The sequence below is a fragment of the Enterococcus sp. AZ095a genome, from assembly GCF_050546735.1.
In the GTDB taxonomy this organism is placed as follows: Bacteria; Bacillota; Bacilli; order Lactobacillales; family Enterococcaceae; genus Enterococcus_D; species Enterococcus_D entomosocium.
On sequence record NZ_CP172953.1, the window covers coordinates 3,057,090 to 3,074,102 of the forward strand.

Annotated in this window: 16 protein-coding genes; 7 read left to right on the forward strand and 9 right to left on the reverse strand. The window is 42.5% G+C overall.

Annotated features, from left to right (window positions below; all coding sequences use genetic code 11):
- Positions 1-279: 279 nt before the first annotated feature.
- From IGJ26_RS14010 to IGJ26_RS14025, 4 genes are read left to right on the forward strand one after another with little or no spacing between them, the layout of a single operon-like run.
- On the forward strand, positions 280-909 hold the full coding sequence (locus tag IGJ26_RS14010) for a DUF624 domain-containing protein (RefSeq protein ID WP_008379469.1): 630 nt from the start codon (positions 280-282) through the stop codon (positions 907-909).
- 15 nt (positions 910-924) lie between these two features.
- Entirely contained in the window at positions 925-2,796 is a 1,872-nt protein-coding gene (locus tag IGJ26_RS14015; RefSeq protein ID WP_430599699.1) for a beta-N-acetylhexosaminidase, read from the forward strand.
- Between the two features lie 18 nt (positions 2,797-2,814).
- Complete coding sequence (locus tag IGJ26_RS14020; RefSeq protein ID WP_008379463.1) at positions 2,815-3,312, forward strand: hypothetical protein; 498 nt, start codon at positions 2,815-2,817, stop codon at positions 3,310-3,312.
- A 25-nt stretch (positions 3,313-3,337) separates the two neighbouring features.
- A complete protein-coding gene (locus tag IGJ26_RS14025) occupies positions 3,338-4,642 on the forward strand; it encodes an alpha-L-fucosidase (RefSeq protein WP_086372375.1) in 1,305 nt (434 codons plus the stop codon).
- Positions 4,643-4,880: 238 nt separating this feature from the next.
- Here the strand turns inward: IGJ26_RS14025 and IGJ26_RS14030 are convergent, their stop codons facing one another.
- From IGJ26_RS14030 to IGJ26_RS14065, 8 genes are all read right to left on the reverse strand, one after another.
- A complete protein-coding gene (locus IGJ26_RS14030; protein WP_005233764.1) occupies positions 4,881-5,381 on the reverse strand; it encodes a GNAT family N-acetyltransferase in 501 nt (166 codons plus the stop codon).
- 150 nt (positions 5,382-5,531) lie between these two features.
- The gene (locus IGJ26_RS14035) at positions 5,532-6,833 is read right to left on the reverse strand and encodes a family 20 glycosylhydrolase (RefSeq protein WP_429966543.1); all 1,302 of its coding nucleotides are present in this window, start codon (positions 6,831-6,833) and stop codon (positions 5,532-5,534) included.
- A 19-nt stretch (positions 6,834-6,852) separates the two neighbouring features.
- Positions 6,853-9,120 (reverse strand): helix-turn-helix domain-containing protein, encoded by a 2,268-nt coding sequence (locus IGJ26_RS14040; protein ID WP_008379459.1) that lies wholly within the window; start codon positions 9,118-9,120, stop codon positions 6,853-6,855.
- A 129-nt stretch (positions 9,121-9,249) separates the two neighbouring features.
- Positions 9,250-10,176, reverse strand: coding sequence for an ROK family protein (locus IGJ26_RS14045; protein ID WP_035006796.1), 927 nt, complete (start codon positions 10,174-10,176; stop codon positions 9,250-9,252).
- 529 nt (positions 10,177-10,705) lie between these two features.
- Positions 10,706-11,242 carry a flavodoxin domain-containing protein gene (locus IGJ26_RS14050; RefSeq protein ID WP_008379457.1) on the reverse strand — a complete coding sequence of 179 codons (537 nt, stop codon included), beginning with the start codon at positions 11,240-11,242 and terminating at the stop codon, positions 10,706-10,708.
- 19 nt (positions 11,243-11,261) lie between these two features.
- Positions 11,262-11,843, reverse strand: coding sequence for a TetR/AcrR family transcriptional regulator (locus IGJ26_RS14055; protein WP_008379456.1), 582 nt, complete (start codon positions 11,841-11,843; stop codon positions 11,262-11,264).
- 282 nt (positions 11,844-12,125) lie between these two features.
- The gene (locus tag IGJ26_RS14060; protein ID WP_005233743.1) at positions 12,126-13,307 is read right to left on the reverse strand and encodes an AI-2E family transporter; all 1,182 of its coding nucleotides are present in this window, start codon (positions 13,305-13,307) and stop codon (positions 12,126-12,128) included.
- A 15-nt stretch (positions 13,308-13,322) separates the two neighbouring features.
- Positions 13,323-13,676, reverse strand: a complete 354-nt coding sequence (locus IGJ26_RS14065; RefSeq protein WP_008379455.1) for a PTS glucitol/sorbitol transporter subunit IIA — start codon at positions 13,674-13,676, stop codon at positions 13,323-13,325.
- Positions 13,677-13,794: 118 nt separating this feature from the next.
- Here IGJ26_RS14065 and IGJ26_RS14070 point away from each other — a divergent pair, with 118 nt between their 5' ends.
- Genes IGJ26_RS14070 through IGJ26_RS14080 form a run of 3 tightly spaced genes read left to right on the forward strand, consistent with a single transcriptional unit; the run spans position 13,795 to position 15,382 of the window.
- On the forward strand, positions 13,795-14,817 hold the full coding sequence (locus tag IGJ26_RS14070) for a lactonase family protein (RefSeq protein WP_008379454.1): 1,023 nt from the start codon (positions 13,795-13,797) through the stop codon (positions 14,815-14,817).
- A gap of 19 nt (positions 14,818-14,836) precedes the next feature.
- On the forward strand, positions 14,837-15,187 hold the full coding sequence (locus IGJ26_RS14075) for a hypothetical protein (protein WP_005233740.1): 351 nt from the start codon (positions 14,837-14,839) through the stop codon (positions 15,185-15,187).
- A 33-nt stretch (positions 15,188-15,220) separates the two neighbouring features.
- A complete protein-coding gene (locus IGJ26_RS14080; RefSeq protein ID WP_005233739.1) occupies positions 15,221-15,382 on the forward strand; it encodes a hypothetical protein in 162 nt (53 codons plus the stop codon).
- 43 nt (positions 15,383-15,425) lie between these two features.
- Here IGJ26_RS14080 and IGJ26_RS14085 read toward each other — a convergent pair whose 3' ends face one another.
- Positions 15,426-16,973: a bifunctional metallophosphatase/5'-nucleotidase gene (locus IGJ26_RS14085; protein WP_005228018.1), complete on the reverse strand. Its 1,548-nt coding sequence runs from the start codon at positions 16,971-16,973 to the stop codon at positions 15,426-15,428.
- Positions 16,974-17,013 lie beyond the last annotated feature (40 nt).

Consider the following 17,013-nt stretch of genomic DNA (forward strand, 5'->3'; position numbering starts at 1 on the left):
TTTGCTCTAAATGTAAGCGAAAAAAAGTCCATCTAACAATATGTAACTTTTTTCACTGTGTTAAACCAAGCAAGAGCGTTTGCAAAATTTGTAATGAAGAAAGCTTCCTTCCATAAAAACGTGAGGAGAAATAAAGCGGGTCAAACATATTTGCTGTGTTTTTCCTGTATGGGATGTGTGATTTTTTCATCCATGCCCATTATCCATGGATCAATGGTACGATAAGGACAACAATTAAAGCGGATACAAAATGGTTATCCGTAAGAAAGTGAGGATTTTATGAAACAATCCAATGGTCTTTATCATGTTTCCTATCAAGTCGGTGAATGGCTCCTCCATTGCCTAAAATTGCAGTTTCTTTGGTTTTATTGGGTATTTCGATATGGGATATTTTTAGGCATTTTCCCTGCCACCGCTACGATTATCCAAGCTTTTTTCAACAGTTTCCAAAAAAAGGAACGCCCAGCGGCTTTGAAGCCTTGGTTCAGAACTGTCGTGAAAAAAAATTTCCGTCGCGCCAATCAATTAGGAGCCATGCAAGCGAGTTTGCTGCTTTTCTTATGGCTAGAATTGCGCATCTCTAGTACCTTTATCCAAAATAGCTTGATTCACTTTTTTTTGCTGCTGTTGTTTATCAGTGCCCTTTTGATCAGCTTGTATCTGCTGCCAGTGTATTTGCGTTATGACTTGACCCTTCTTCACTATTTTAAACAAGCGGTATTATTGATGGTTATCAGTATTCCCCAAACGATTGCGATGATTTTGGGAATCTTAGTAACTACAATCATTTTGACTTTTTTACCGATTTTATTAGTCATCGGCTTTGTTCCTTTTTTCCTTTTTCCAAATAGTTGGTTCTCTTTTCAAGCGATCCAACGTTCAGAATCATTGCTGATAAAAGAAACTTAAGAAGGGACGTTCGTAATGAAAGACATTTTTATCCAAAGTAATGAAAATCTTGATGATTTTTTTAGTAACATACTACCGGAACTAGCGTTGCGAGAATCACCGCAAGGGCATCCATTACAGCTGATTCAACGGCCCGGTTCTCTGAAAATTTGCCACGGTCCGCTAGCAACAATCATTTACTATCAAGAAAAGGCCCATTTATTTCGGGCATTAACTTTATGGGTGCATGAAGACCGCCCAGTCTATGTCTTAGAAGAACAGCCGCATTTTGAAGCAATTGGACCAATGATCGATCTGTCCCGCAATGCAGTAATGACCGTTGAAAAACTGCAACGCTTTATTCTATTGACAAGCAAGATGGGGCTTAATCGTCTCACGCTTTATATGGAAGACACTTATGAAATTCCAGAGTATCCTTATTTTGGTCATTTACGAGGCCGTTATACACAAGGTGAGTTAAAGAAGCTTGATAGCTACGCGCAAGCTATAGGTGTAACTTTGATTCCGGCGATTCAAACATTGGCACACTTAACGAATCCCTTAAAATGGGGATTTGCTAAAAACATTCGGGACACGGAAGATATTTTACTGGTGGGAGAAGAAGAAACATATACCTTTTTGGAAGCAGCGATCTGTTCGATCCGTTCGTGTTTTTCGACGGATCAGCTACACATTGGCATGGATGAAGCACACCAATTGGGGAAAGGAAGATATTTGGTATTGCACGGTTTAAAAGACCGTTTCTCGATTATGGCCGAACATCTGCAGCGGGTAGCTGCGCTTTGTCAAAAAGTGGGTTTTAAGCCGATGATGTGGAGCGATATGTTTTTTAGGATCGGTGCACCTACTGGTGATTATTACGATCCAGACGTGTGTTTTCCCACAGAATTGTTTGCTGACCTTCCTGCTGTCAAAATGGTTTACTGGGATTATTACCACCATGATCATGCCTCTTATCAGCGAATGTTTGCGAAACATCGGGAATTAAAACAGCCGATCGCCTTTGCTGGAGGTATCTGGACTTGGAACGGTTTGGCGCCGAACTATGGCAAGAGTTTCGCCACCATGCGTCATGCCTTGCAAGCCGCCAAAGAAAACGATGTTCAGGAAGTTTATGCCACACTTTGGGGCGACGACGGAGCCGAAACACCGCTGATTGCTGCGCTATTAGGTTTGCAATATTTCAGTGAAGCGCAGTTTGGAAACGACCTTTCGTTAGAGAAATTAAATGAAAAATTCCAGCTCTTTCACGAGTCAGTTAGTAGCGATTTCTTGCTGCTTGATCGTTTTGATCAAACTGCAGGTGTACCAGAAAACAATCCTCACGGAGAAAACCCCAGCAAGCTACTGCTCTACCAAGACTTGCTGTATGGTTTGTATCAGGAAAACTTAACCGATCTTTCTTTAGCATCCCACTATCAAACATTGGCTCAAGAGTTGGCAGCTGTGAAATCAACACGGGACACACAAACGATGTTTGCCTTTTATCAGCAGCTGGCTGATGTTTTGGCACAAAAAGCTTGTATTACCGACCAAATCACCAGTGCCTATAAAAGCAAGGACTTCACGGAATTGCGCCAAGCAGTCGATGAGCTCAGTGTCTATAAATCCGCCTTGCAATCCCTTTATGAAGCCCATCGTAAAGTCTGGTTTGACTGGAATCGACCTTTCGGTTTTGAGAGTATCGATCTGCGCTACGGCGCCTTGCTGATGCGCTGCGACACGACACTCTGGCGGCTTACTGCCTTCTTGGACGGGGAGCTCGATACTTTGGAAGAATTGGCTCAACCGTCCTTACCAATGGTGACCCCTTTCAGCGGCAACACTTCTGTGGGTCGCAATTTATTTCATGGAATCTATAGTGCGGGGAAAATTTCTGATGTTTAAAAGAAGGAGTGAGAAATTATGAAAACATCCTTGCTGCGCCGAACCATCATCGTGAGTTTGCTGGCTGTTGTTAGCCTATTCTTTCTCTATTTTCTAACAACCGATTCTTCTGCTCCAGTTCATGCCCAACCTTCAGAAAAACTGGAGATGACAGGTAATATTACAAATCAAGCAGCGGCGGAGGCTTGTTTGGCAGTGCTGAAAGAAAATTTACAAGCAGCCTCTGACCAAGATGCGACAGCTTATGCCGCCACGCTCGTGGCAGCGGCGCGAGCAGAGACGAGCCAAGAATTGGCTGCTTTTTTTGCAGAAGAACAGCTGCAGCACACGCTGCTTTCTTTTGAAGTCGTTAAACAAGAGACAGGATCCATGCTGGTCGCGGCGCAGCAGAAAACGATCAGCCCAAAAGATTCTTCCTACCGTGATCACATCACAGAGGCTTACCATACTTTCGTTAAGGAAGCAGATGGCTGGAAAATTCAAGAAACAGTCATGACGAATACAGAATTTCTTTAAGTGAGTGAAAAAGGAGTGATTTTTAATGAGAACGTATAAGAATTGGCCTGCCAACTACCCTGATCCAAACTGGTTCCTCCATGATCGGTTTGGCTTATTCATCCATTTCGGCCTATTCAGTATTGGCGCTCGACACGAATGGTTTATGACGACAGAAAAAATTGAACCCACCACCTATCGCGAGAACTATTTTTCTCAGTTTGATCCTGATCTTTTCAACGCGGAGGAATGGGCTCAAACCGCAAAGAAGGCCGGTTTTCAATACATGGTCTTCACGACGAAACATCATGAAGGCTTTGCCCTTTGGGACACCGCGCTCAGCGACTACAAAGTAACCAACACCCCATTCAAGCGAGACCTCTTAGCAGAACTGCTGCCGGCATTTCGCAAGGTCGGCATTAAGGTCGGACTGTATCATTCGCTGATCGATTGGTATCATCCAGATTTCACGCTCGACGGCCTGCATCCGCAACGAGAGACTATTCAAGCCCGTCAAGCCAATGACCAGCGGGACATGCGCCGTTATCAAGATTTTTTGGCTGGTCAAGTCACCGAACTATTGACCAATTATGGAACCATCGATTATATGTGGTTTGATTTTCCTTATAGCCATCGAGATTGGGGCTGGTCAAAAGGCAAGGGTGCAGCCGATTGGGATAGTAAGCGAATCGAAGAAATTTGCCGAAGTCTACAGCCGGAGATGTTACTGAATGATCGTTTGGATTTGGGCCGCGGGATTACCACCCCTGAGCAATTCCAACCAGACAAACCATTAGAAGCGAATGGATTGCCTTTAATATGGGAAGCGTGCCAAACGATGTACGAAACGTGGGGCTATGATCGTGATGCTCAGCACTGGAAATCCAGTGAAATGATGACCAAAATGCTGATTGACACAGTAGCAAAAGATGGGAACTTTCTCTTAAATATCGGCCCGAATGCTCGTGGAGAAATCAACTTACCAACTCGCGGCCATTTAGAAGCCATCGGTTCATGGATGCATTATCATCAGCAAGCGATTATCGGCTGTGGTGCCAGCACTTTTCAACCGCCTATTGACAGTCGTTACACCCAAAACGGGAATAAACTTTACTTGCACCTCTTCTCCTACCCCTACAAATCCTTGCATCTTCCGGGACTTGCAGGATGCGTGAAGCATATCCGTTTCTTACATGATGGCTCCGAGTTGTTTTATCGAGGATTTGATCCCGAGGAAGTTCTCACGTCAACGGAAGCCATCATCAACAAAGAGGACCTTGTTCTCAGCTTACCCGTCTGCTCCCCAGATGTGTTGGTACCAGTGGTCGAAATCACTTTAAAAGAAATATAAGCGCCTATTGCACTGTACTAAATGAATATTTTATTGATACAAAAACATTGTCCTTACTTTCTTTACAAAAAAATGACTAGAAACTGATCGTTTCTAGTCATTTTTTATGGCTATTTTTTCAAAAACTCCCCAAATTCGCTTATACGAAAGTAGCGAGCTAGCTTGTTGAACAGGTGATGAGAACATGCAAACAAGCTGCGGGATTAATCCTTTTTTAAAGGTACTTACCACGGGAAGGTCAAAGTTCCTTAGACAAATAAAGAACAAGATCGTCATTGTTACAACAAGGCACATTCATCGCACAATTCTGATTATTGAACCAAACACCAGATCCATCTGGAATATAGCCTTGTTTTACATACAGTCTCTGGGCCGATCCATAACCATTGTGTAAACCTACCCCTAATGTCACCACGGCAGCTATTTCTCGTGCCTTTTCTTCGGCTGCTTTTAAAAGCTGACTGCCTACCCCTTGTTTTTGATAAGATTCAAAAACATTAAAATCCACAATTTCTGGGTACAAGCCTTTAAATGGTCCGTGCTTTGCTAGAGGGACCAATGTCAAATACCCGGCAGTTTTGTTGTTTATTTTGGCAAGCAAAATGTATCTCTCCCCCGCTTCTTGCTCGTTTAAATACTCCATCAAGAGCTGCTGGCGAGAAGGCCACCCTTGCTTTAAAAACATTTGATCCATTTCAAGGATATCTTTTTTCTTCAACGGTTGAATGTCTATGATCACTTATTGCTCCATTTCTCCCCTCACTCGGAGTTACGTTCATTTTATCAAAATACTATTGGCTTTTGTTTCACTTGTCGCTAAACTTATTCATCATAAAGAAAACAACAGGGATTGTCAGCGATGTGCCCTTTCACCCAATTCCTCTAACAATCAGCTGAGTGTCGCTTCCCACCCATCATAAAGCTTTCGAAATGTCTCTTTTGGTCGATTTGGCTCATTATAAACTTTTTGGCTAATGGCCGCTTGGAGCCAAAAAATCGCTTGGATCACTTCACGACTAGTCTGAGCCTCAGGTACATCCGCCCAGACGGATAAAGCGATCGCCTGTGTTTGGGCAAGCTGTTCCTGTGCAACTTGTTGTCCATTGGCAAACGTCGTCAACTGGAATTCATTGCTGATTTTTTCGTAAGTTGGGTAGGTATACCCTGCCGCTTCTCCTAAGACATAATAGAAAAAATTATCATTGTGATTGATCATGGTATAGCCCTTTTCAAAAAAGACATCCGCCGGCGCCATATTCTGGTTCCAACGGGTCCAATAGGAGATTTGACAATTCTCCGTCAACGTTGTCTGCTCTTGGCGATTCAAGCGGTAAAAACCATCATTCCAGACCCGCACAACAAAGCCGAGACTTTCAACAAAGGCCGCCAGCTCATTGACATAATCAATAAAGACTTCGATTCCGCTGGCTTTTTCCCCATAGCGCTCGCGGGCAGCTTCGATCATTTGTGGAAAGTTTTCTAACTGGTCAAAATCAATAAACTCATCGGCCCCGATGTGAAAATAGGTGCTGTCTTCAAACAGTTGCGCATATTCTCGATAAACTTCCTGAATAAAGGCTATCGCTTCTGAATCCAAAATGTTCAGTGCTCGATCATCACGAGTGCCATCTGCTGTCGGCAATTGCCATTGAGGTTTTTGTGCTAGGACTTGACGCAAATGACCAGGAGAATCAAAATCAGGGATAATGGCAATTTCATGGTTTTGAGCATACGCAATCAATTCACGAATTTCTTGCTTGGTCAAACATTCTTCCGAAACAATTTCTGGAAATTGCTGGGATTCAATCCGAAAGCCTTCGTTTTCCGAAAAATGAAGTTGCAGATGCGTGAATTGGAAGCAAGCCATGCTGCGGACGATTGCTTTCAAATCAGCAAGCGAATAAAATTTGCGCCCGATATCGATCATCAGACAGCGTTCTTTAAGCGCTGCTATATAGCTTTTCTGTGCTAATTGACCCGTCGCCTGATCTCGGCCATATTTGGTTAACGCGTAAAAGGCATGTTCTGGCGAGGACACACTGATTGTTTGGTTTTCAAATCGAAAATCAGCATCCAGCTGCGGATCGATCACTATTTTCGGTAACGGATCTTTCGCCGACTGCCAACCTATTTCCTCAAAAAAGACGGCTGCTCGTTGCTGAACTTTTGTCAAATCAACTTGTTTGTTCATCTCATTTTCCCCCATACTTTCAATAATTTCTCATTTTTTGGTTCATTTCACGGTATTGCCCTGGTGTCACACCCACTATTTTTCGGAACTTTCTCGTATAATTGGAAACATCATAATACCCATTGTTGCGAATAATTTCTTTGATTGGCAAATCTGTTTCAATCAGTTCCTCTTTGATTTTTTTCAGTCTTAGTTCTTGAATATATTTGGAGAAGGTTTTGCCGCTTTCTTTTTTTACAAAACGGCTGACATAAGAGACAGAAACACCAACCTCCTCTGCCACCGATTCCAAGGAGAGCTGTGAGGAATGGTAATTTTCTTGGATAAAACTGAAGATTTTCTCATTCATTTCCGACTCGTCATCCAGCGGCTGTTTCTGCACCTTCGTGCAAATCTGCTGGGCAATCGTTAACAAGGCAGACTGCAATTGATTCAAGCTGTTGAAATCAGCACTTTCAGAAGCGGTATGCAGTACTTCTGCCCCCACCAATTCACCGCCGACTTGCGCGATCGTATTCAACAAGTAGTAGCCATACATTTTTTGGACACGAGGCGAAGTCTGTTTACTCTCGCCTTCTTCGATCAACCGCTGGATCGTTTCACTGGCAATCTCAATATTTCCTTGATTCAAGGCTTGGATCAATTTTAATTTTTGATTATCTGGGTAATTGATTGGCAAATGATTGGTCTCTTTGGAAAGCTCCGCATAGTAGCTGATTTGCTTGCCTTGACTCCCTTGATTTTCCAGTGCTGCCAACCCTTCGATATAGGATTCATTGATGGCGGTTAGTTGATCGACCGTCATACCGACACCCATTGTGGGTGTTAGGGAGATCGCATGGGTAATTTTTTCCGCAATGGCATCCACAATTTCTTGTTGTTCTTTGCCATCAACAAACCCTACGGTCAAGGCTAACATTTCTTTGGATAAAATTTCCGTCGCATATGCCGTATAATCCGCCTCTTTGATTTCCTCGATATAATCGATCAGAAATTTTTTATCTCCTTGCTTGGCTTTGGAATCCACAGTTTTCGTATCGATGGCGATCACAAAGTAATTTGACTTAGGAAAGCAGACATGAACCGCTTCTAAAAGCAAAGCCAGTTCTTGCTCGGACCGAAAACGTCCGCTCATTAATTTGCGCAGCACTTGCTCTCTGGCATGAGGTGTTTGCAGGCGGACTTCCTGATGCAGTTCTTGGTGCTCAACCAAAAATGCCGCCAAGGTATTATGGACATCATCCATCGAATGAAGGGTCATTTTGGGGTCCCGATGAAACTCCTGAACCAGATTTTCGATTTTGCGAATTGGGCGATAACTACGTAACCCAAGCATCACGACTGCAGTGATACCCGTAAATAATATGGCGATAAATACTAGGACGAACTGCTCTTGTACACGGTTGACCGATGCCAGCGCTTGATTCGGATTAGCAACGGCTACCACTGAAATATTCAATTCATTATTGGCAATCGCTTGAACAAAATACGTTGATTGTTCAAACCGCATTCGTCCTGTTTGAATGCCTTTTTTCATGCGTTCGGGATGATTTAAAAAGCGCGCTAACTCATCATTGGTGGTACTGGCTAATAACTGGTACTCATCATTGATAATATAGGTGTTACTGATCCCATCGTTATTGCTGAGATCAAGAATTCTCTTCAAATTGTTCTCTTTGATTTCATAGATCGCTGAGCCATAGACAGTCATCTCTTCACTTTGAATGGGAACGATATAAAAGAAACGGGAATATCGCTGCTCCTCACCGGCGCCTTCTAATGTCAACAATGTAGGCGCTGAGGAATCCAATTGTGCGGCTAACTGTTCCTGGCCCATTTCATTTTTCGGCAGTACTTTTTTCAAAAATGTGTCAAAAGAGAATGATCCTACGGTTGAATACAAGGTTGCTGGGGACTCTTTATAATATAAATAGACTTCTTCGACTAAGTCGTTGGTGATTTTGTACGTTTGCATGGCCTCTCTTGCTTCTTTGGTCAAGTAAGGATGCTGCAAATATTTCAATGAGACAACATGATCATTGGTCATTTTTTGCGTCAGATAATTCAATTGAATAAACGTATTTTCTAAAGAATATTTCAACTGAATCAATTGATTTCTAGCGGTCAGCATCACTTGTTCATTGATACTTTTGACAGATGTATCATACCAAATCCATGACACGGCTAAAAAAGGCACTAAAAACACGATTAAATAAGAGCTGATGGCACGAATGATTCCCCTAAATAGTTTTTGACGATTCAGTTCCGTGTACTTTCCCATTTGCATCACCTATTCTCTGTTATTTCGAAAGCTCAAAAACGCTTTCATTTATCGGTACTTATTTAGGAGAAAAGAATGTATGATACTCTAATAAAATACGCTTTATTTTAATAAAAAACAATGCTTTTTTACAAGTCAGCTATCAGGCTTGTATTTTCTTAACCAGTTATAACAAGCGCCCAATAAATTAGATTCATTGCCGAAACGACAGGCACAAATGTTTGGCACGATAACAGTACTAGGAATCTGCTCAGCAATCATAGCTAATCGTGCGTTTACATGTGGGACCAAGAAACGGCTCGCACTGATTCCACCGCCAATCAAGATGATTTCCGGATCAATCATATATTGCAGGCTATAGCAAGCCGCCGCCAGTTTATCGACAAAATCAGCTACTACTGGCAGACATCGCGGATCTTGTTCTTGAACCAGTGTATCAATACGCTGGCCATTGATTGTTGGGTCTCCGATACGTTTTGCTGTTTTCTCTACTAATGTTCTGGTTGACCCTGCGATGCTCCAAAGTTCCCAATCCTTCCTTTCGGTCGGAAAAAGCAGATAACCAAACTCTCCTGCTAGTAAGTGTTTGCCGCGAATCAATTGATGATCGATCATCAAGCCACCGCCAACGGATGTACCTAGGACAATTGTCGCAAAGGACGCACAATTTTGAGCGTGACCCAACCATTTTTCTGCCAATAGCGCACAGTTGCCATCATTTTCGGCAGCAACTGGACATTGGTATGTACTGCGCAAATGTTTAACCAGTCTTTTACCAAATCCTTCATATAAAGGTGATGTCATCCCGATTTCTTGGCTTTGTGGATCAACCAGTCCCGTTGAGCTAATAGCGATGCCATCAAATGCTGCTGCATAGAATGCATCGATCTGTCGACATATACGTTGCGTGACTGTGGAATATTCCTTGTTCATAGGAAATTGAGTCAATTGTCTGCGTTCCCCTTGACTATTCACTAACCCACATTTAATAGCAGTACCGCCAATATCAATTGCTAAAATCCACATTTTCTTGACCTCGCAAGGTTTTCTTTTGTCTTGCATTCAGTATACGCAACCAATGTTTTCAGCGACCATATGTATTTCTTGCAACAATATGTCAAATCCGTCCAAGCCATAAAAAAGCCCGCAACGAAAGATATCTTGCATTTAGAAAGAATATACATTGTACATACAGAGATAGCTTCTCTGCCTTTTTTTTAGCACTTGAAAGACCTGGTTTAACGTTCAGCTTCACAAAAATGTTCATCATGCAAAGCTAAAAAATAGAACTATTAGATACAATGTCTGAGAATTTTATAAACAAAGGAATCAGCTACTCCCGTTTTTTCTATTAAGATAAGCTATAAACTAAAAAACCGTCACGCATAAGACATCCTCTCATGCGTGATCGGCATTCTACTTACTCATTGAATTTTAGGAATAGATCAAACAATTTTAAGAACTTAGTTGCAGACTCTTGGTGTCACAACAAAAAATCTATTCGCAGTAAACTAATTTTGTTCTGTTCTTACACTCTGGTCACTTATTGCTCATTTGATTCATAAAACCTCAATAAAGCGCTTGTGCTCGTTCAATACAATTCCTGCTCCAAATAATCCACCAACGGAACCAAGTATTTTTTATCCGTCCAATCGCAATCTTGTCCATTGGCTTCCATGAGTACCTTCGTCTGTGGGTCATAGGTGTGTGGCTCTTTTTTAGCGGCCGCTTTTCTTAACATTTTCACTAAGGTTCGATCGAAAAAGTTCATTTTGCTTTCCTGCCATTGTCCTCTTCCGTAAAAAAAGGGGATGTCCTTTAGCGGACCCGTGAGATTCTGTTCTCTGAGTTTTTTCACTACCACTTTTTCAGGAACAGAAGCTCCCGCACAAAAGATGAGTATCTCTTTGCCTTTTAGCTGATTGCTATTCTTTTTTAAAAAGGACAGTCCAGCAATACCCGAAGCATAGATTCCCCCACAGAAGATAATTGTGTCATAATCCATTACTTCAGCTATTTTGGCTTTTGGGGTTTCTAGGCAGGGAAAACCTGTTGCTTCTTGAAGCCAGTGGACATACTTTTTGACAGCGCCGTATTTCGATTGATAAACAATAATGCCATTTTTCATGAGGAATTCCTCCCTGCAGTTAGGACTGCGACCTACTTTTTGCGCCATCTATTGCCTGTTTCAAAAACATCTCGTAAGCTTTTTCCTGTTGTGCATAGATTTCATCTAGTGGAATACCAGGTGTCGTTACTGCGAAAATCGTACCGATTCCGATCGTGTAAATGAGCATATGCAAGTGCAGCTGTTTGGCGGTTTCTATGCTAATATTCAAATCGGCGGCAATCCTTTGGGCTACTTGAGGATTCGTCTCCAACTGATACAGCTCTTCTAATGACGAAACATTCGCTCTTTTTTGTAAGACAAAAATTCTCAAAATTTGGGGTTCTTCTTTCGCCAATTGCAAATATGCGTGTCCGGTGCTGCGAAACAGATCCTGGGAGTCACTATGGGCTTCTAAAAACTCTTGTAAAAATTGCCGTGCTCTCTGCTCTACTTCTGTCCGCAGTCCTTCCATATTGGTGCAATAACTATAAATGGGCTGGACTGAACAGCCTAACCTTTCCGCAATATTTTTGACAATCACTTGCTCCATACCGCCTTTTCGAGCAATCTCAAAAGCGGCATCAACCACCATTTCCTTTGTTATTCGTTGTTTTGGCATCCAAGACCCTCCTTAAGCACAAGTCACATTATATAAACGATTTATATAACTCGATTATATTCTTTTGTTCCTGCGAAGTCAATCGGATCCAAGACACTACTCCCTCACTCTTTCTATTGAATAAAGAGCTGTCGGTTTCTCCCAAATCATCGTTCATAGGTTGTAAATCTTGCATTACTTCCCAGTGATTGCTGGCTCTTTTATCCGCACAAAAAAGGTACAGCCCACAGAAAAAGGCTGTACCGTTGATAATACGTATGGACTCTTTTGCACTCGAAGCTGCTAAACTTCTGGGGTGTCCTCTGGTGGTGCTTCGAGGATTGGTTCTTCCTCTTCATACAAGGAGGAAACCCGCGTATACCATTCAAACACATGGGTAATGATCACCTTGGCAGCCGCATAGACAGGAATCCCTAAAATGACCCCAACAAGACCAAATAGTTTTCCTGAAGTCAAGAGGACTAAAAGAATCGTGACAGGATGGATCGACAATTCGTTTCCTAAAACTAACGGTGAGATCAAGCGTCCTTCAATGGTCTGCTCAATGACAAAGACGATCAGGACTTGGATCAGCAATACCGGCCCACCAACAATTCCTAAAAAGACCGCTGGAATCATGGCCAAAAAAGATCCTAAATAAGGGATCAAATTTAAAAAGCCAGCTGCAATCCCCAGTGTGATGGCATAATCTAAGCCAATAATACTAAAGCCGATCATAAACATCACTGCGACCGCAAACGCCACTGTCAGCTGTCCCCGAATATAGGAGGATACCTGGTCATTCATTTCTTTTAAAACGATCAGTGACGGCTGGCGCATTTTGGTTGGTAAAAATTTGACAAAATAAGGGGCTAGTTTGCGGCCATCTTTCAGTAGGTAGAACAAAATAAACGGCATGGTAATGACCGCTAAAACGATCGTCGCAACGGCCCCGAAGAAACTACCTAGATTTTGAATCGTACTGCGGGAAAGATTTTGGACGATATCCGTCAGAGAAGAAATCAACTTCTCATTGGAAGCTTCGATCTGATCTTGGACTTGCGAGAAGATTGGATCAGACAAGATTTCATTCACCTTATTCTCAATAATCGTCAAATACCCCGGCAGATTATCCGCAAAACTCATGGATTGCTCTTGGATCTTAGGAATGATGACCACCACCCCCCAGACAATCAGACCAACCACCAAAACAAAAAGACCAAAAATACTGTAAATTCGTTTGATTCCTTTGCGCTCCAAATAGTCAACAGTGGGATTCATCAAGTAATACAAGATCCCCGCCAAAATGATTGGCAATCCGACGATGGCTAAAAATTGCCAGACAGGCTCAAACAAATATGAAACTTTCGTGAAGAGCAGCAAAATTAAGAGAATCAATAAAATGACCAGCAAGCTGGTCACTGCTTGATTGTTTAAAAACCATTTCCAAAACCAGGAATGCGGCTTTTTCTGCGTTTCTTTCATGACATTCTTTGCCTCCTAGTTGTACGTCACTTGCATGCCGACTTCTAGGTTCGGCAAAACAGTTGGCGTTAAATAAATCGCACTTGAAAGCGGTTCTTCAGCCGGCACTTCGTCAAAGACAAAGGTCACATGCTGGATCGTTTGCAGGATTTGGTTAGCCACCGTTCCTACATATTGGACTTGATAGGTCTGATCACCAAAAGTAATCTGATCCTCTTTCTTTACGACTAACTCTTGCGAATCAGGAATCGTTTGGATGACTGAATATTCTCGCAATGTATCGGTCGCTTCTTCCCCAAAGAAGATGATCATTCTTTCTTGCGAATCGATCGCCTGTGGACCAATTTCTTTGATCGTCCCTTTTTTCATATGACAAACTCCCCTTTCTATCTTCTCGTTTATTATAACATAAAGAGTTTTTCTACCCGCCCAAAACCGCATTCTATGGTAGAATTAAATAGGAATGAAACTATTAGGAGGTTTTTTTATGTTGCAAACGATTTATTTAGGTACGTACACTCGTCGCGAAAGTAAAGGGATCTATTCGATCGCTTTAGATACGGAAAAAGGAACACTGACCGATTTGACCTTATGCGCGGAAGAAAAAAGTCCGACTTATCTTGCCCGCAGTAAAAAAGAAGCAGTTTACAGCGTCACAGAAGTAGCTGGCAACGGCGGCGCCGCTGCTTATACCCCAGACTTTACCTTGCTGAATACCGCAACGGAAGAAGGCGCACCCCTTTGCTATGTAGCAGTTGATGAAACCCGTCAGCTTTTATATGGTGCCAACTACCATAAAGGTGAAGTGAATGTTTATAAAATTCTAGAGGATGGCAGCATCGAAGCAACGGACAGCATCTACCATGATGAACCCGTCGGCTCTCATGAAAACCAAGACAAACCTCATGTCCACTATACTGACTTAACACCAGACCAACGTTTAGCAGTTTGTGACCTTGGAACAGACCGGGTCTATACTTATGATATTTCAGAAGATGGCAAACTGACAGAAGTAGCTGTCTATGTGGCAGAAGACGGAACTGGTCCTCGTCACTTAGTCTTCCATCCAAATAACCAATACGCTTACTTAGTGGGCGAATTAGACAGCTCATTGACTGTTTTACGCTACAATCAAGCAGATGGCAGTTTTGAGAAAATCCAAAAGGTGCCAACGATCCCTGCGGACTTTACGGATTTCAACAGTGGCGCTGCGGTACGTATCTCGAACGATGGACGTTTTGTTTACAGCTCAAATCGCGGCCATAATTCAATCGCTGTTTTTGAAGTAACCGATGAAGGCGCTGGCCTGGCTTTTGTTCAATCAATCTCAACAGAAGGCGACTTCCCTCGCGATTTCGATTTGGACCCGACAAACGATTATCTGGTTTGTGCCAACCAAAATTCTGATAACCTAACGTTATACAAACGCGATGAAGCCACTGGCAAATTGACTGTCTTAGAAAAAGACATCTACGCACCAGAATGTGTCTGCGTCTTATTCAAAAAATAAAGTTTTGGAGGATTCCCCCATGTTTGATAAAACACCGAAGGAACTCGTGCTCAAAGATTTTTCTAATATCTACAATAAATGTCAATCAACCTTTGAACTAGTGACGAGCCGCAAATACAATGAATCATTGGTCCTATTAACGACTGCGGAAACGTATGCGATCGCTGAAAAAGCCTATATTCGCTGCGATACTGCCAAAGAGCTGCAAACAGCGGAAGTCATTGCTTTCTTTGATGCTTTTGAGATCTATTATTTTGAATTAAAACAAGTCCTTTTTCATGATGACGATGATTTTGTTTCTTTAAAAAATCGTTTAGAAAAAATGAAAGACACTTACGAAGCATTGACAGCCTCATTTCATTTGTTATGATGAAATCAAATCAAAAGTGAAAAAGGTGACGTTATGAACCAAGAACAAGTGTTGGATCGTTTACGAGAAGAATTGGCCATGCCATTTTTCGAAGCAAAACTAGAAGACAAAGACTATTCCGAAGAAGACTATCAACAAGTCAAAGCGGATTTGGTAAAATACTTTGATGACTATGTACGTAATGTAGAAAATTAAGAAACAGCCTGCGATGATTCATTCATCGCAGGCTGTTTTGCTATTATAACGTCACTAGAAAGTTTTGATTCGTCGTGGCTTCGATCTGAGGATGCTGTTTCAAATAGTCAGCAATCAGTTCCGTCATATCGACTTGAATCTCACGAACGATTTTTTCGGCAGAAAACATGGCGTAGTTGCCACCGCCCACGGCACGGTATTGGTTGATGACGATCTCTAATTCTTGGTCCATCGCAATGGCTTTTTCTTCAAAGTCCAAACGGGTGATTCGTTGACCAACGGGTTGACTAAGATCGATCGTATACTCGATGCCTTCATACATATCGTAGTTATAATATTGCGGTTTTGGTTCAATAAAAGCAGGATTGAAAACGATCTGACCGTCAACAACGGCTAAATAATCCGCCGTTTGTTCTAAAGCAGCTTTTAATTCGGCACCTGTTATTTTGACTACAGCTAACGTATTTGGGTAAATATAATTGGTAATCACATCCCGCATCGTGATGGTTGCGCCAAAGCCTTTGCCTTCATTGTTGAAAAGAGCAGTGCCAGAAATTTTGGCGCCACTGGCAGCCATCTGAACACGATTGATGAATTCAATATAAGGATGCTCTTTCAAGCGTGCCCCCATCGGATCGGTGATTCGCATATCCCCACTGACTTTGCCTAACGGCTGATCTAGCCATGTTTGTAACTCTTCTTCGATGGGTGCTAACAAAGCCAACGTCTCTTGATCTGGGACAGCATCCGCAACAGGGATCAACGCAGCCGTACTGTTTGTGACATGAACCCCTGTCTGATTTTTTTCAACCGTCAATTCGATGGCGCCGATAAAGCTTCCACGATAACCGGGCTGCACAACAGGGACACCATTGATTTTTGTGGCGATCTCACGATGTTGGTGTCCTGTGAAGAAGGCATCGATTCCTGAGACTTCCTGCAATAATTGATAGCCCTCATTTTCGCCGGTCAATAATTCAGTCGGTTCCCCAGTGACTAAATCACGCTCGAAGCCGCCATGATAACTGACAACAACAATATCGGCTTGTTCTCGTAAGTAAGGTACATAGTTTTTCGCTGTCTCAACGATGCTGACAAACTGCATCCCGCGAATCGTCGCAGGCTGTTCCCAGTGAGGAATATAGGGCGTCACCATTCCTAAGATCGCGATCTTGACCCCTTCTTTTTCAATGATGGTGTAGGCTTGTCCAAAAAATGGTTCTCCCGCTTCATTTAAAATATTCGCTGCCAGTACTGGTGTTTGGTAGCTGGCGATCGCTTCTTGCAAATAAGGCAGACCGTAGTTGAACTCATGATTGCCTAAGACATGAACATCAACGTCTAGGTGGTTGACGACAGCGGTCAATGCGGCAACGGAGTGCTGGCTTTTGGCAATGTAATAGCTTAAGGGCGAGCCTTGGATAAAGTCGCCATTTTCGATCGTTACGACCGGTCCGGTGGCTGCTTGGCGCAGTTCTTTCATTTTGGTGGCAACTTTTGCCACGCCGAATCCTTGTTCCGTGTCATCGGCAAAATTGGTTGGATAGACATAGCCATGCATATCGCTCGTTTCTAAAAACGTGATTTTCATTCAAAAGACTCCTTTTCCCCTCAATACACCAAAAGGGCAT

Coding starts and splice junctions, on each gene's coding strand:
- IGJ26_RS14070 (WP_008379454.1), top strand. CDS start 13,795: ATGTTGCAAACGATTTATTTAGGTACGTACACTCGTCGCGAAAGTAAA.
- IGJ26_RS14015 (WP_430599699.1), top strand. CDS start 925: ATGAAAGACATTTTTATCCAAAGTAATGAAAATCTTGATGATTTTTTT.
- IGJ26_RS14020 (WP_008379463.1), top strand. CDS start 2,815: ATGAAAACATCCTTGCTGCGCCGAACCATCATCGTGAGTTTGCTGGCT.
- IGJ26_RS14025 (WP_086372375.1), top strand. CDS start 3,338: ATGAGAACGTATAAGAATTGGCCTGCCAACTACCCTGATCCAAACTGG.
- IGJ26_RS14080 (WP_005233739.1), top strand. CDS start 15,221: ATGAACCAAGAACAAGTGTTGGATCGTTTACGAGAAGAATTGGCCATG.
- IGJ26_RS14035 (WP_429966543.1), bottom strand. CDS start 6,833: ATGAACAAACAAGTTGATTTGACAAAAGTTCAGCAACGAGCAGCCGTC.
- IGJ26_RS14055 (WP_008379456.1), bottom strand. CDS start 11,843: ATGCCAAAACAACGAATAACAAAGGAAATGGTGGTTGATGCCGCTTTT.
- IGJ26_RS14065 (WP_008379455.1), bottom strand. CDS start 13,676: ATGAAAAAAGGGACGATCAAAGAAATTGGTCCACAGGCGATCGATTCG.
- IGJ26_RS14075 (WP_005233740.1), top strand. CDS start 14,837: ATGTTTGATAAAACACCGAAGGAACTCGTGCTCAAAGATTTTTCTAAT.
- IGJ26_RS14040 (WP_008379459.1), bottom strand. CDS start 9,120: ATGCAAATGGGAAAGTACACGGAACTGAATCGTCAAAAACTATTTAGG.
- IGJ26_RS14045 (WP_035006796.1), bottom strand. CDS start 10,176: ATGCAAGACAAAAGAAAACCTTGCGAGGTCAAGAAAATGTGGATTTTA.
- IGJ26_RS14010 (WP_008379469.1), top strand. CDS start 280: ATGAAACAATCCAATGGTCTTTATCATGTTTCCTATCAAGTCGGTGAA.
- IGJ26_RS14050 (WP_008379457.1), bottom strand. CDS start 11,242: ATGAAAAATGGCATTATTGTTTATCAATCGAAATACGGCGCTGTCAAA.
- IGJ26_RS14060 (WP_005233743.1), bottom strand. CDS start 13,307: ATGAAAGAAACGCAGAAAAAGCCGCATTCCTGGTTTTGGAAATGGTTT.
- IGJ26_RS14085 (WP_005228018.1), bottom strand. CDS start 16,973: ATGAAAATCACGTTTTTAGAAACGAGCGATATGCATGGCTATGTCTAT.